At 60.1% G+C, this 15,017-nt stretch carries 11 protein-coding genes; 8 read left to right on the top strand and 3 right to left on the bottom strand.

The features are described 5' to 3' along the window. Window positions 1-143: 143 nt before the first annotated feature. Window positions 144-815: a 7-carboxy-7-deazaguanine synthase QueE gene (gene queE, locus M6G53_RS10670; protein WP_253331163.1), complete on the bottom strand. Its 672-nt coding sequence runs from the start codon at window positions 813-815 to the stop codon at window positions 144-146. 327 nt (window positions 816-1,142) lie between these two features. Between queE and M6G53_RS10675 the strand changes: the two genes are divergently transcribed. From M6G53_RS10675 to M6G53_RS10710, 8 genes are all read left to right on the top strand, one after another. Then, entirely contained in the window at window positions 1,143-2,483 is a 1,341-nt protein-coding gene (locus tag M6G53_RS10675) for an MFS transporter (RefSeq protein WP_253331165.1), read from the top strand. A gap of 374 nt (window positions 2,484-2,857) precedes the next feature. Continuing rightward, entirely contained in the window at window positions 2,858-4,549 is a 1,692-nt protein-coding gene (gene hutU / locus M6G53_RS10680) for a urocanate hydratase (protein ID WP_253331167.1), read from the top strand. After that, window positions 4,546-6,081, top strand: a complete 1,536-nt coding sequence (gene hutH, locus M6G53_RS10685; protein WP_253331168.1) for a histidine ammonia-lyase — start codon at window positions 4,546-4,548, stop codon at window positions 6,079-6,081. The genes hutU and hutH overlap by 4 nt, the downstream gene beginning before the upstream one ends. Window positions 6,082-6,183: 102 nt before the next feature. Then, entirely contained in the window at window positions 6,184-7,578 is a 1,395-nt protein-coding gene (locus M6G53_RS10690) for an amino acid permease (RefSeq protein WP_253331170.1), read from the top strand. A 101-nt stretch (window positions 7,579-7,679) separates the two neighbouring features. Then, entirely contained in the window at window positions 7,680-8,597 is a 918-nt protein-coding gene (locus M6G53_RS10695) for an ABC transporter substrate-binding protein (protein ID WP_301286186.1), read from the top strand. A 67-nt stretch (window positions 8,598-8,664) separates the two neighbouring features. Next, window positions 8,665-9,510: an ABC transporter permease gene (locus tag M6G53_RS10700; protein WP_253331174.1), complete on the top strand. Its 846-nt coding sequence runs from the start codon at window positions 8,665-8,667 to the stop codon at window positions 9,508-9,510. 5 nt (window positions 9,511-9,515) lie between these two features. Further along, window positions 9,516-10,373: a quaternary amine ABC transporter ATP-binding protein gene (locus M6G53_RS10705; RefSeq protein ID WP_253331176.1), complete on the top strand. Its 858-nt coding sequence runs from the start codon at window positions 9,516-9,518 to the stop codon at window positions 10,371-10,373. A gap of 10 nt (window positions 10,374-10,383) precedes the next feature. Then, window positions 10,384-11,907 (top strand): HAL/PAL/TAL family ammonia-lyase, encoded by a 1,524-nt coding sequence (locus M6G53_RS10710; protein WP_253331318.1) that lies wholly within the window; start codon window positions 10,384-10,386, stop codon window positions 11,905-11,907. 77 nt (window positions 11,908-11,984) lie between these two features. Here M6G53_RS10710 and eno read toward each other — a convergent pair whose 3' ends face one another. Then, on the bottom strand, window positions 11,985-13,280 hold the full coding sequence (eno, locus tag M6G53_RS10715) for a phosphopyruvate hydratase (RefSeq protein ID WP_038873548.1): 1,296 nt from the start codon (window positions 13,278-13,280) through the stop codon (window positions 11,985-11,987). A gap of 81 nt (window positions 13,281-13,361) precedes the next feature. After that, window positions 13,362-14,999 carry a glutamine hydrolyzing CTP synthase gene (gene pyrG / locus M6G53_RS10720; protein ID WP_225529081.1) on the bottom strand — a complete coding sequence of 546 codons (1,638 nt, stop codon included), beginning with the start codon at window positions 14,997-14,999 and terminating at the stop codon, window positions 13,362-13,364. Window positions 15,000-15,017: the final 18 nt, after the last annotated feature.

The following is a 15,017-nucleotide window of genomic DNA, read 5'->3' on the forward strand; positions in this document are numbered from 1 at the left end:
CGGTCTGCCGTTGGCTGCCAAGCCCGGCAAGGTAATACCGGACGGCATTGAGTTTGTCTTGCAGTGAATACTTCATAAAGCTGCACCTCCAAATGTCAGATGTGTCCAACATTTGGGGTGCAGTTCACAAAGGCGCCCTGATTTTAGGCGATGTTCAGATACTTGTGGGTCTGCATCGACAGCCGCCAGTTGCGCGCGATGCAGGTTTCGATGCACAGGCGGGTCGCCTCTTCTTTCTGGCTGATCGGCTGCAGCGCGATAATCCGTGCCTTGTCGTCCTGCAGCGTCGCCAGCAGCGCGTCCAGCGCCTCGATGTCGCGCTCGCGCGCCACCGGATGCTTCACCTCGTCGGCGCGCCGCAGCGCCTGATCCAGCACCTTCATGCCGCCACGCATATTCACCTTCGGCGAAACCGTCACCCAGGTGTTGGCGGAACAGCGCACCTCGTGGGTACCGCTGGTCTCAATCTGGCAGCCGTAGCCATGCTGTTCGAACAGCTCGGTCAGCGGCGTCAGATCGTAGATGCAGGGTTCGCCGCCGGTGATCACCACATGGCGCGCGGTGTAGCCTTGTTGACGCATCACCGCCAACAGCTGCTCGGCGCCGGCGTTGCCCCAGGCGTCGCTTTCCTCTGTTTTGACCAGGATCCGTTGCAGGTCGACTTCCCGATTGGCTTCCTTTTCCCAGGTATGTTTGGTATCGCACCAACTGCACCCTACCGGGCAGCCCTGCAGGCGGATAAAAACGGCCGGCACGCCGGTGAAAAAACCTTCGCCCTGCAAGGTTTGGAACATCTCATTGATCGGGTACTGCATCGGTTTCTCAATCTGGAAAAGTAAAAAGCGATTATCGCAGATTCCGGCCCGGCGACCAAACGGCCAACATTGTATTAAATTTTATTCTCCGCGCCGCCGTCAGCATATCTCACCGCCAATGGCGTTCATTTAATTTGTTAACCGGTCTTCGACACTTCATCGGCGGTGCAATCTGCCCCACAGAAAACAACACACAGTTAACAAATAAGATAATTATATTTGACATAAAGCGCCGACGCGCAGATGTATATACAAGCAAACACAAGCCGAGCGCCAGTTTCGGCCACGTTCCATCCATCACGACTACATCTGCGTTTAGAGGGTGCCATGACTCATTCCACCAGCGAGTTGAACATTCAGCAGGCCATCGACGACAGCAAGTTTTCGCTGTTTCACTGGACCCTGATCATTCTCGGATTCCTGATCCTCGCCATCGACGGCTTCGATACCGCCGCCATGGGCTATATTGCGCCGTCGGTCGCCAAAGACTGGGGCATCGTCAAACAGGATCTGGGGCCGGTGCTGAGCGCCGCGCTGCTGGGGCTGTCGCTCGGCGCGCTGATCGCCGGGCCGATCTCCGATCGCATCGGCCGCAAGCGCGTACTGGTGTTTTCCTGCCTGTTCTTCGGCCTGTCGAGCCTGGCCACCGCCTACGCCGGTTCGCTCAATAGCCTGACGCTGTGGCGTTTCCTCACCGGCCTCGGGCTGGGGGCGGCGATGCCCAACGCCATCACGCTGATCTCCGAATACGCGCCGCAGCGCTGCCGTTCGCTGGCGATCAACACCATGTACTGCGGCTTTCCGCTGGGCGCGGCCGGCGGCGGCGCCATTTCATCGTGGCTGATCCCGAGCTACGGCTGGCACAGCGTGCTGCTGCTGGGCGCCATTGCGCCGCTGGCGTTGACGGTCTTGCTGATCCTGCTGCTGCCGGAATCGGTCAAATATATGGTTAATCGCGGCCAGGATGCGGCGAAGATCAAGCGTATCGCACAGCGCTTCGTCAGCCAAAGCCTCGACGACGTGACGCGTTTTTACCTGTACGAAGAGAAGCTGACACAGGCCAAGACCAGCGTCGGCCTGCTGTTCAGCCGCCCTTACCTGCTCGGCACGCTGATGCTGTGGCTGACCTACTTCATGGGGCTGGTGATCTACTACGTGCTGCTGAGCTGGATGCCAATCCTGATGCAGGGGCTGGGCTATCAGCTGGAACAGTCGGCGATGCTCACCTCGCTGTTCACCTTCGGCGGCACGCTCGGCATCCTGGTGGCCGGCTGGCTGATGGATCGCTGGAATGCGCACAAGGTGGTCTCGAGCGGCTTTGTCGTCACCGCCCTGCTGATCGTGGCGATGGCGACCGAAGACAAGCAGATCGTGTTGCTGGGCGCCTTCATCTTCCTGATGGGCGTCACCATGAACGGCGCGCAGTCCGGGCTGCAAACGCTGGCGGCCACCTTCTACCCCACCCACAGCCGCGCCACCGGCATCGCCTGGATGCAGGGCATCGGCCGCTTCGGCGGCGTCGCCGGCACCATGATGGGCGCTCAGTTGCTGGCGATGCAGTGGGAAGTGCAAAGCATCCTGATGTTCCTGTGCGTACCGGCGCTGATCGCCGCCGTCGCCACGGTGTGCAAGATGAGCCGCAAGCCGACGCTGCAACCGGCGGCCTGAGCCGCAAAAGCCCGCTCCGGCGGGCTGGTTCCCTGTGGCGATAGGGTTTATTTATCCCCTGGTCGCAACTGTAATCAGTCTGTAAAAATATTGTGACTAGCCGCCCAAAAATGAGTCAATTTTAATTCATTTTTGCCGAACAGCTCACTTTTCTCCGGCGTCTCTCGCATGAAACCGGCGATAAAAAAACGCATATCAATCTGATATAAAAAGAAAATAACTTTTTCTTATGCCACTTTTCGGCGGCAACTGGTCAGTGTTGCATATGCTTGTACATACAAGTATATGTTAATAAACCCTACGCATGGTTATGCCGTGGTACTCATCCCCACCGCGGCATGGAATCTGCACCGATACTGTTTGAGGAAACTGCTGTGACTACAAATAACAAAGTTCGCAATGTCGATGTACGCGCGCCACGCGGCACACAATTAAACGCAAAAAGCTGGCTGACCGAAGCGCCGTTACGCATGCTGATGAACAACCTCGATCCTGAAGTTGCGGAGAACCCACACGAGCTGGTGGTGTACGGCGGCATCGGCCGCGCCGCGCGCGACTGGGATTGCTACGACAAGATCGTCGAAACCCTGAAAACGCTGGAAGAGGACGAAACCCTGCTGGTGCAGTCCGGCAAGCCGGTCGGCGTCTTCAAAACCCACAGCAACGCCCCGCGCGTGCTGATCGCCAACTCCAACCTGGTGCCGCACTGGGCGACCTGGGAACACTTCAACGAACTGGACGCCAAAGGCCTGGCCATGTATGGCCAGATGACCGCCGGCAGCTGGATCTACATCGGCAGCCAGGGCATCGTCCAGGGCACCTATGAGACCTTCGTCGAAGCGGGCCGCCAGCATTACGACGGCAGCCTGCAGGGCCGCTGGGTACTGACCGCCGGCCTGGGCGGCATGGGCGGCGCGCAGCCGCTGGCCGCGACGCTGGCGGGCGCCTGCTCGCTGAACATCGAATGTCAGCAGAGCCGCATCGATTTCCGCCTGAAAACCCGCTACGTCGATGAGCAGGCCAACGATCTGGACGACGCGCTGGCCCGCATCAAAAAATACACCTCAGAAGGCAAAGCCATCTCCATCGCCCTGTGCGGCAACGCGGCGGAGATCCTGCCTGAGCTGGTGCGCCGCGGCGTGCGCCCGGACATGGTCACCGATCAGACCAGCGCCCACGATCCGCTGAACGGCTACCTGCCGAAGGGCTGGAGCTGGGAAGAGTATCGCCAGCGCGCGCAGACCGAGCCGGCTAAAGTGGTCGCCGCCGCCAAGCAGTCGATGGCCGATCACGTTAAAGCCATGCTGGCGTTCCAGCACATGGGCGTGCCGACCTTCGACTACGGCAACAACATCCGCCAGATGGCGAAAGAAACCGGCGTCGACAACGCCTTTGACTTCCCGGGCTTCGTGCCGGCCTACATCCGTCCGCTGTTCTGCCGCGGTATCGGGCCGTTCCGCTGGGCGGCGCTGTCCGGCGATCCGCAGGATATCTACAAAACCGACGCCATGGTGAAAGAGCTGATCCCGGATGACGAGCACCTGCACCGCTGGCTGGACATGGCGCGCGAGCGCATCAGCTTCCAGGGCCTGCCGGCGCGCATCTGCTGGGTTGGCCTCGGCCAGCGCGCCAAGCTGGGCCTGGCGTTCAACGAGATGGTGCGCCGCGGCGAACTGTCCGCCCCGATCGTCATCGGCCGCGACCACCTGGATTCCGGCTCCGTGTCCAGCCCGAACCGTGAAACCGAAGCGATGAAAGACGGCTCCGACGCAGTTTCCGACTGGCCGCTGCTGAACGCCCTGTTGAACACCGCCAGCGGCGCCACCTGGGTTTCCCTGCACCACGGCGGCGGCGTCGGCATGGGCTTCTCCCAACACTCCGGTATGGTGATCGTCTGCGACGGCACCGATGAGGCCGCCGAGCGCATCGCCCGCGTCCTGCACAACGACCCGGCTACCGGGGTCATGCGTCACGCCGACGCCGGTTACGATATCGCTATCGACTGCGCCCGCGAGCAAGGCCTGAACCTGCCGATGGTTGCCGCCACCCAAGGAGAAAAAGCATGAAAGCGCTGACTATTCGCCCAGGCAAACTGACGCTGACCCAGCTACGCGACGTCTACCAACATCCGGTGACGCTGACGCTGGACGACAACGCCTATGCCCCTATCCAGCAGAGCGTGGCCTGCGTAGAGCGCATCGTTGAAGAAAACCGCACTACTTACGGCATCAACACCGGATTTGGCCTACTGGCTTCGACGCGCATCGCCCGCGACGATCTGGAAAACCTACAGCGTTCGATCGTGCTGTCACACGCCGCCGGCGTGGGCGAGCCGACCGACGACAATCTGGTGCGCCTGATCATGGTGCTGAAGATCAACAGCCTGTCGCGCGGCTTCTCCGGCATTCGTCTGGAAGTCATTCAGGCGCTGATCGCGCTGGTCAACGCCGAAGTTTATCCACATATTCCACTGAAAGGCTCGGTCGGCGCTTCCGGCGACCTGGCGCCGCTGGCGCACATGAGCCTGGTGCTGCTGGGCGAAGGCCAGGCGCGCCATCAGGGCCAATGGTTGCCGGCGACCGAAGCGCTGGCGAAGGCCGGCCTGAAACCGCTGACGCTGGCGGCGAAAGAGGGCTTGGCGCTGCTGAACGGCACCCAGGTCTCCGCTGCCTTCGCACTGCGCGGCCTGTTCGATGCCGAAGACCTGTTCGCCGCCGCCACCGTGGCGGGCAGCCTGACGGTGGAAGCGGCGCTGGGCTCGCGCAGCCCGTTCGATGCGCGTATCCACGAGGTGCGCGGCCAGCGCGGCCAGATTGACGCCGCCCTCGCCTATCGCCACCTGCTCAGCGCGCGCAGCGAAGTCTCCGACTCGCACCGCAACTGTGAAAAAGTGCAGGATCCTTACTCCCTGCGCTGCCAGCCACAGGTGATGGGCGCCTGCCTGACGCAGATCCGCCAGGCCGCCGAGGTGCTGGAAATTGAAGCCAACGCCGTCTCCGATAACCCGCTGGTGTTCGCCGAACAGGGCGACGTGCTGTCCGGCGGCAACTTCCACGCCGAACCGGTGGCGATGGCCGCCGATAACCTGGCGCTGGCGTTTGCCGAAATCGGTTCGCTGTCCGAACGCCGCATCTCGCTGATGATGGACAAGCACATGTCGCAGCTGCCACCGTTCCTGGTGGAAAACGGCGGCGTGAACTCCGGCTTCATGATCGCCCAGGTCACCGCCGCGGCGCTGGCCAGCGAAAACAAGGCGCTGGCGCACCCGTCGAGCGTCGACAGCATTCCGACCTCCGCCAACCAGGAAGACCACGTTTCCATGGCGCCGGCCGCCGGCCGTCGTCTGTGGAGCATGGCGGACAACGTGCGCGGCATTCTGGCGGTCGAATGGCTGGCCGCCTGCCAGGGCCTGGATTTCCGCACCGGCCTGAAGACCTCGGATGGTCTGGAGCAGGCGCGCCGTCTGCTGCGCGAGCATGTCAGTTTCTACGACAAGGATCGTTTCTTCGCCCCCGACATTGAAGCCGCCAGCCAACTCTTGGCGGCCGGTCACCTGACATCGCTGCTGCCTGCGGCGCTGCTGCCTAGCCAGGCATAATCATCACACACTGAATCACGCAGTTTGTTCTGCCCCGCCGGGTGCGTTCCACCCGGCGCGGGCAGCGCGTGCCTGTTCGGCAAACACTTAACGGGAAGCAACATGCGTAACGAAACGACACAACTCAGACGCGGACTAAACGCGCGGCATATCCGTTTCATGGCTCTCGGCTCGGCGATCGGTACCGGCCTGTTCTACGGCTCCGCCGGCGCCATCCAGCTGGCCGGCCCGGCCGTGCTGCTGGCCTACCTGGTGGGCGGCGCGGCGGTATTCATGGTGATGCGCGCGCTGGGTGAAATGGCGGTGCACCAGCCGGTTTCCGGCTCGTTCGGCCACTACGCCAGCCACTATCTCGGCCCGTTGGCCGGGTTCCTCACCGGTTGGACCTACACCTTCGAAATGGTGATCGTCGCCCTGGCGGACGTCACCGCCTTCGGCATTTATATGGGGCTGTGGTTCCCGGAGGTCGCCCAGTGGGTTTGGGTGCTCAGCATCATTCTGTTTATCGGCGCGCTCAACCTGTGCAGCGTCAAGGTATTCGGCGAGCTGGAGTTCTGGCTGTCGCTGGTCAAGGTCGCCGCCATCGTGGCGATGATCGTCGGCGGCGCGGCGGTGATGCTGTTCGGCTTCGGCCAAACCCAGCACGCCACCGGTATCAGCAACCTGTGGCAGCACGGCGGCTTTATGCCTAACGGCATCGGCGGCGTGGTCGCGTCATTGGCGGTGGTGATGTTTGCCTTCGGCGGCATCGAGATCATCGGCATTACCGCCAGCGAGGCGAAAGACCCCGCCAAAGTGCTGCCGAAGGCGATCAACGCCGTGCCGGTGCGCATCCTGCTGTTTTACGTGCTGACGCTGACGGTGCTGATGGCGATCTACCCGTGGAACAGCATCGGCCAGAACGGCAGCCCGTTCGTTGAGATCTTCAGCAACCTCGGCATCAGCTCCGCCGCCAACGTGCTAAACGTGGTGGTGATCACCGCCGCCATCTCGGCCATTAACAGCGACATCTTCGGTGCCGGCCGCATGATGTACGGCATGGCGCAGGACGGCCAGGCGCCGCGCAGCTTCACCAAACTGACCGCCAGCGGCGTGCCGTGGATGACGGTGCTGGTGATGTCGATCGCCCTGCTGTTGGCGGTGGTGCTCAACTACCTGATCCCGGAGAAGGTCTTCATGATCATCGCCTCGATCGCCACCTTCGCCACCGTCTGGGTGTGGCTGATGATCCTGCTGTCGCAGATCGTCATGCGCCGCACGCTGTCGCCGGAGGAAACCCGTCAGCTGAGCTTCCCGGTGCCGTGGTGGCCGGTGGCGCCGGCATTGGCGACCGCCTTTATGGCATTTGTCATCGGCCTGCTCGGCTACTTCGAAGAGAGCCGCATCGCCCTGTACGTCGGGCTGGTGTGGATCGCTTTACTCACCGTGGCTTACTGGCTGTGGGTGCGCAAGAAAGGCGGGGGTTCACCCGTCGCAACCACGCAGCAAAGCTACTAAAACCCATAAGCCCGCCGTTCCCGGGCTTTTTATCATTAAAGCGGAGTATCACCATGCAAACACGACACAAACTCTGGCTTCCATTAATCGCACTCGGGCTGATGACAGGCAGCCTTTCGGCACGCGCCGCCGGCTGGTGCGAGTCCGGCAAACCGGTCAAATTCGCAGGACTGAATTGGGAGAGCGGAATGCTGTTGACCGATGTCATGCAATACGTGCTGCAAAAAGGCTACGACTGTAAAACCGATGTGCTGCCGGGCAATTCCATCACCATGGAACAAGCGGTCGGCACCAACGACATTCAGGTGTTTGCCGAAGAGTGGATTGGCCGCAGCGAAGTGTGGAACAAAGCCGAGAAAGCCGGCAAAGCGGTCAGCGTCGGTGCCCCCATCGTCGGTGCCGAAGAAGGTTGGTATGTACCGCGCTACGTGATTGAAGGCGATGCCAGACGTAAGCTGAAACCACTGGCACCGGATCTGAAAAGCATCCCTGACCTGGCTAAATACGCCCAGGTGTTTCGCGATCAGGAAGAGCCGGGAAAAGGCCGCTTTTACAACTGCCCGGCCGGTTGGACTTGCGAATTGGATAACACCGCCATCCTGAAGAAATTCAACCTGGACGATAAGTTTACCAACTTCCGTCCCGGCACCGGTCCGGCCTTGGATACCGCCATCCTCTCCAGCTACCGCCGCGGCGAACCGATCCTGTTCTACTACTGGTCACCAACCCCGATCATGGGCCAGCTCGATCTGGTGAAACTGGAAGAACCGGGCGTGGACAAGAATATCCACATCAAGGTCGGCCTCTCCAGCGTGTTTAACCAGCAGGCGCCGGAACTGGTGCAGGTATTGGAAAAAGTGAACCTGCCGCTCGATCTGGTGAACCAGAACCTGGCACGCATGAGCAAAGAACGCATCAGCTCGCAGAAGCTGGCGCTGGAGTTCTTCAAGCAGCACCCTGATATCTGGCAACAATGGGTGAGCGAGGACGCGGCGAAAAAAATTCAGGCTTCGTTGTAAGCATATTGAGGTCGAGTAAACACTTACCCGGAGCCTGACAGGTCCGGGCTGTACAGGGGAAAAAGTTATGTTTCCAGAACGCTTTACCTTTTCCATCGCCGATTGGATCAACGGCTGGGTCGATATGCTGGTCACCCACTACGGCGACATGTTCCGCCAGATCTCCGACACCCTGCTGTGGGCGGTGATCCATCTTGAAAGTCTGCTGCGCGCCACGCCCTGGTGGCTGATGCTGGCGATCGTCGGGCTGCTGGCCTGGCACTCTACCCGCCGCTGGCTGTCGACGCTGGTGATCGTCGGCCTGTTATTGCTGGTCGGCACCGCCGGTATGTGGGACAAATTGATGCAAACACTGGCCTTGGTGCTGGTGGCTACGCTGTTGGCGGTGATCATCGGTATCCCTCTTGGCGTGCTGGCGGCCCGCAGCGATCGCGTACGGGCAGTGATGATGCCGCTGATGGATGTAATGCAAACCATGCCGAGCTTCGTTTATCTGATCCCGGTGCTGATGCTGTTTGGCCTGGGCAAGGTACCGGCGATCCTGGCGACGGTGATCTACGCCACGCCGCCGCTGATCCGCCTGACCGATCTGGGGATCCGCCAGGTTGATAAAGAAGTGATGGAGTCAGTCACCGCCTTTGGCGCCAACCGTTGGCAGAAACTGTTTGGCGTACAACTGCCACTGGCGCTACCGAGCATTATGGCCGGCATCAACCAGACCACCATGATGTCGCTGTCAATGGTCGTAGTCGCCTCAATGATCGGCGCGCGCGGTTTGGGTGAAGACGTGCTGGTGGGTATCCAGACACTGAACGTCGGCCTGGGGCTGGAAGCCGGCCTGGCGATCGTCATCCTGGCCGTGGTCATTGACCGTATTACGCAGGCCTATGGCCGCACCGCCGTTGCGAGGTAATCCTGATGAACAAGATTGAAATCCAAAACGTTTACAAGATCTTCGGCCACAAAACGGCGTCAGCGTTGGCAATGAGCCAGCAGGGAAAAACCAAGCAGGAAGTACAAGCCGCCACCGACTGCGTGGTTGGGGTGCACGATCTGTCTATGTCGATCGCCGCCGGTGAGATCTTCGTCATCATGGGGCTGTCCGGTTCCGGCAAGTCGACGCTGGTGCGCCACTTCAACCGCCTGATCGATCCCACCAGTGGCCAGATCCTGATAGACGGTGAAGATATCCTGCGCTACGACGAAAAGCAGTTGGAGCACTTCCGTCGTCACAAGATCAGCATGGTGTTCCAGAGCTTCGGGCTACTGCCGCACAAAACGGTGCTGGATAACGTCGGCTACGGTCTGAAGGTCCGTGGCGAAGCCAAAGAGGTTTATCAGGAGCGGGCCCGTCACTGGATCGATACCGTCGGGCTAAAGGGCTATGAAAAATCCTACCCACATCAGCTGTCCGGAGGTATGCGCCAACGCGTCGGGCTGGCGCGCGCGCTGGCGACCGATACCGATATCATCCTGCTGGACGAGGCCTTCAGCGCACTCGATCCGCTGATCCGCGCCGAAATGCAGGATCAGCTGCTGGCGCTGCAAAAAGAACTGCACAAGACGCTGGTGTTCATCACCCACGATCTGGACGAGGCGGTACGCATCGGCAACCGAATCGCGATCCTGAAAGACGGCAAGCTGATCCAGGTCGGTACCCCGCAGGAGATCCTAAACAATCCGGCCGACGAGTACGTCAACCGCTTCGTGCAACGTCGACTGGCACTGGATGAAAACGTGCAAAAGCCGCGCCCGATGAACGTGGCCAGAGCCTGAGGAGAACATGATGAATTACCCCGCTTCGGTCAGGATCGATAGCCAGCCGCTGCACTGGCAGGACATCGTGGCAGTGGCGCGCTATCGCGCGCCACTCAGCCTATCTGACGCCGCTTGGGCACGTATCGACAATGCCCAGGCAATCGTGCAAAGGATCGTCACTGGCGAGCAGCGCGCCTATGGCGTCAATACCGGTCTGGGCGCGTTGTGCAACCAGGTGCTGCACGGCGAACAGCTGGCGCAACTGTCGCGCAATACGCTGCTGAGCCACGCCTGCGGGGTTGGGGCACCGCTGAGCGATGAACAGACCCGCGCCATCATCTGCTGCGCCATCGTCAACTACAGCCACGGCAAATCCGGCATTCAGCGTCCGTTGGTAGCCATGCTGCTGGCGCTGCTTAACGGCGGTATCACGCCGCTGGTGCCAGCACAGGGCTCTGTGGGTTATCTGACCCATATGGCGCATGTCGGCGTCGCCCTGCTCGGGTTAGGCGAAGTCAGCTATCGCGGCCAAGTGGTTGGCGCCGCACAGGCGCTGGTGGCCGAGGGCCTGACGCTGCCGTCGCTGGGCGCCAAAGACGGCCTGTGTCTGGTCAACGGCACGCCTTGCATGACCGGTCTAAGCTGTCTGGCATTGGCCGACGCCTTCCGGCTGTCGCGCTGGGCCGACGTGTTGGGTGCCATGAGCTTTGAGGCGCTGCGCGGACAGATCGCCGCCTTTGACGAGGAGATCCTTACACTGAAACCGCATCCCGGCATGCAGCAGGTGGGGAAAAATCTGCGCACACTGTTGAACGACAGCGAGGTCATCGCTACCAGCGAGGGCATTCGCACTCAGGATGCGCTGAGCATCCGTTCAATCCCGCAGGTCCATGGCGCCTGTCGCGATCAAATCGCCCACGCCGCGCGGCAGATTGAAACCGAATTGAACGGCGCCACCGATAACCCCCTGTTGCTCGGCACGCCGGATGCCTACCGGGTGATGTCGCAGGCCAACCCGCACGGTGAATCGGTGGCGATGGCCGCCGATCTGCTGGCGGTTGCCGTCGCCGAGTTGGGCGGGATTGCCGAGCGACGCATCGATCGGCTGATCAACCCGTTGGTCAGCGGGCTGCCAGCGTTTCTGGTGAGCGAACCTGGGGTAAACTCCGGCATGATGATCACTCAATATGTGGCGGCGTCGCTGTGCGCAGATAACCGCCAATTGGCCCAACCCTGCGTGGTAGACAATTACGTTACCTCTGCGCTGCAGGAAGATCATCTGAGCCTGGGCACCGGCGCTGCACTGCGGCTGCATCGGATGCTGGAGAACACCAACCAGATTTTGGCAATCGAGTATCTGCTGGCGGCGCAGGCATTTGAGTTTTTGCAGCAGTGCCGATTCGGCGATGGCACAGGTCGCGCCTGGCGCCGGCTGCGACAACATGTAGCACCTTACCATCGGGATCGCTGGCTGGCGCCGGATATCGCCGCCTGCGTGGCGTTGCTGCGAGATGAACAGGCACTGGCGGCGATTGCGCCCGATCTGCACTGATCCCCTGTCCCTCTGTCTACCGGCCATAAAAAAACCCGCCGCAGCGGGTTTTTATTTAACAACCGAATCGGTCGAACTTACTGGCCTTTAACTTCTTTCAGGCCGTTGAACGGCGCACGGTCACCCAGCGCTTCTTCGATACGGATCAGTTGGTTGTATTTGGCAACGCGGTCAGAACGGCTCATGGAACCGGTTTTGATCTGGCCAGCCGCAGTCCCTACCGCCAGGTCGGCGATGGTCGCGTCTTCGGTTTCACCGGAACGGTGAGAGATCACCGCGGTGTAGCCAGCGTCTTTCGCCATCTTGATAGCAGCCAGCGTTTCGGTCAGAGAACCGATCTGGTTGAATTTGATCAGGATGGAGTTAGCGATGCCTTTCTCGATGCCTTCTTTCAGGATCTTGGTGTTGGTCACGAACAGATCGTCGCCCACCAGCTGGATTTTGTCGCCCAGAACTTTGGTCTGGTAAGCGAAGCCCGCCCAGTCGGATTCATCCAGGCCGTCTTCGATAGACACGATTGGGTACTGTTTGGTCAGATCTTCCAGGAAGTGAGTGAACTCTTCGGAAGTGAAGGCTTTGTTGCCTTCGCCGGCCAGCACGTATTTACCGTCTTTGTAGAATTCGGAAGCCGCACAGTCCATCGCCAGAGTCACGTCTTTGCCCAGCTCGTAGCCCGCCGCTTTTACCGCTTCAGCGATAACCGCCAGCGCTTCGGCGTTGGAACCCAGGTTTGGCGCGTAGCCGCCTTCGTCGCCCACGGCGGTGTTCATGCCTTTGGCTTTCAGCACTTTCGCCAGGTGGTGGAACACTTCAGAACCGATGCGCACCGCTTCTTTCAGGGTTTTCGCGCCAACCGGCTGGATCATGAATTCCTGAATGTCGACGTTGTTGTCAGCGTGCTCGCCGCCGTTGATGATGTTCATCATCGGCAGTGGCATGGAGAATTTGCCTGGGGTGCCGTTCAGTTCAGCGATGTGCTCATACAGCGGCATGCCTTTAGAGGCTGCGGCCGCTTTCGCTGCTGCCAGGGAAACCGCGAGAATGGCGTTGGCGCCGAAGTTGGATTTGTTTTCGGTGCCGTCCAGATCGATCATGATCTTGTCGATGTTCGCCTGGTCTTTGGCATCTTTACCCAGTACTGCCTGAGCAATCGGACCGTTCACTGCAGCAACGGCTTTCAGTACGCCTTTACCCAGGAAACGAGACTTGTCACCGTCACGCAGTTCCAGCGCTTCGCGGGAACCGGTAGAAGCACCTGACGGCGCAGCAGCCAGGCCTACGAAACCGCCTTCCAGATGAACTTCGGCTTCAACAGTCGGGTTACCGCGGGAGTCGATGATTTCACGACCGATGACTTTAACGATTTTGGACATTAGGTTTTCCTCAGTACAAGTTAAACTAAAACTCCAGACAAACAGCGCGCGGTTCTCACCGCGCGCCGCCTACCAAATATTTTATTTCACCTGGCGCTTCTGATGCTCGCCAGCGGCTTTCACGAAGCCGGCGAACAGCGGATGCCCATCACGCGGCGTAGACGTAAATTCCGGGTGGAACTGACAGGCTACAAACCACGGGTGATTCGGCAGTTCAATGATCTCGACCAGCTTGTTGTCGGCGGAACGACCGGCGACGCGCAGCCCTGCGGCTTCGATCTGCTTCAACAGCATGTTGTTAACTTCGTAACGGTGACGGTGACGCTCGACAATGGTCGGTTCGCCGTACAGCTGACGCACCAGGCTGTTGTCGCTCAGGTGACATTGCTGGCCACCTACGCGCATCGTGCCGCCCAAATCGCTTTCTTCGCTGCGCACTTCGACGTTGCCGTCTTCGTCGCGCCATTCGGTGATCAACGCCACCACCGGGTACTTACAGTCTGGCATAAACTCGGTGGAGTTGGCGTTCTCCATGCCCGCCACGTTGCGAGCGAACTCCATCAACGCCACCTGCATGCCCAGGCAAATGCCCAGGTAAGGAATGTTGTTCTCGCGCGCATAGCGTGCGGTCATCACTTTGCCTTCCACGCCGCGGTAGCCGAAGCCGCCCGGGATCAGGATCGCGTCCAGCCCTTTCAGCACTTCCACGCCGCGGGTTTCCACGTCCTGCGAGTCGATCAGCTTGATGTTCACGGTCAGACGGTTTTTCAGCCCGCCGTGCTTCAGCGCTTCGATCACCGACTTGTAGGCGTCCGGCAGCTCAACGTATTTGCCGACCATACCGATGGTCACTTCGCCGCCCGGATTGGCTTCTTCGTAGATCACCTGTTCCCATTCGGCCAGGTTGGCTTCCGGCGCGTTCAGGCTGAATCGTTTACAAATATAATCGTCCAGCCCCTGAGATTTCAATAGGCCTGGGATTTTATAAATAGAATCAACGTCTTTCAGAGAGATAACCGCTTTTTCCGGCACGTTGCAGAAAAGCGCGATTTTAGCGCGTTCGTTAGCAGGAACCGCGCGATCGGAACGGCAAATCAGCACATCCGGCTGAATACCGATGGAAAGCAGTTCTTTTACGGAATGCTGGGTTGGCTTGGTTTTCACTTCGCCGGCCGCCGCCATGTACGGCACCAGCGTCAGGTGCATGTACAGGGTGTGCTCGCGGCCCACTTCCACCGCCATCTGACGGATGGCTTCGAGGAACGGCAGCGATTCGATATCGCCGACGGTGCCGCCGATTTCCACCAGCACCACATCGTGGCCTTCACCGCCTTCGATGATGCGCTCTTTGATCGCGTTGGTGATGTGCGGAATGACCTGCACGGTCGCACCCAGATAGTCGCCGCGGCGTTCTTTACGCAGCACGTCGGAGTAGATGCGGCCGGTGGTGAAGTTGTTGCGACGCGACATTTTGGTGCGGATGAAGCGCTCGTAGTGACCCAAATCCAGATCGGTTTCTGCGCCGTCTTCGGTGACGAAAACTTCCCCATGCTGAATCGGGCTCATGGTGCCCGGATCCACGTTGATGTACGGGTCCAGTTTCATGATGGTAACGTTGAGGCCACGGGCTTCAAGAATAGCCGCCAGAGAGGCTGCGGCAATGCCTTTACCCAGAGAGGATACGACCCCGCCGGTCACAAAAATATAATTAGTTGTCATGCTGAACCTGAGAGTTTA

Origin of the sequence: Serratia nevei, assembly GCF_024160145.1 — a bacterium.
Lineage (GTDB): Bacteria > Pseudomonadota > Gammaproteobacteria > Enterobacterales > Enterobacteriaceae > Serratia > Serratia nevei_A.

Bases quoted from the DNA above. Each gene is read 5' to 3' on its own strand.
- hutH (WP_253331168.1), top strand. From the start codon at position 4,546: ATGAAAGCGCTGACTATTCGCCCAGGCAAACTGACGCTGACCCAGCTA.
- pyrG (WP_225529081.1), bottom strand. From the start codon at position 14,999: ATGACAACTAATTATATTTTTGTGACCGGCGGGGTCGTATCCTCTCTG.
- M6G53_RS10695 (WP_301286186.1), top strand. From the start codon at position 7,680: ATGACAGGCAGCCTTTCGGCACGCGCCGCCGGCTGGTGCGAGTCCGGC.
- M6G53_RS10710 (WP_253331318.1), top strand. From the start codon at position 10,384: ATGAATTACCCCGCTTCGGTCAGGATCGATAGCCAGCCGCTGCACTGG.
- queE (WP_253331163.1), bottom strand. From the start codon at position 815: ATGCAGTACCCGATCAATGAGATGTTCCAAACCTTGCAGGGCGAAGGT.
- M6G53_RS10705 (WP_253331176.1), top strand. From the start codon at position 9,516: ATGAACAAGATTGAAATCCAAAACGTTTACAAGATCTTCGGCCACAAA.
- M6G53_RS10700 (WP_253331174.1), top strand. From the start codon at position 8,665: ATGTTTCCAGAACGCTTTACCTTTTCCATCGCCGATTGGATCAACGGC.
- M6G53_RS10690 (WP_253331170.1), top strand. From the start codon at position 6,184: ATGCGTAACGAAACGACACAACTCAGACGCGGACTAAACGCGCGGCAT.
- eno (WP_038873548.1), bottom strand. From the start codon at position 13,280: ATGTCCAAAATCGTTAAAGTCATCGGTCGTGAAATCATCGACTCCCGC.
- M6G53_RS10675 (WP_253331165.1), top strand. From the start codon at position 1,143: ATGACTCATTCCACCAGCGAGTTGAACATTCAGCAGGCCATCGACGAC.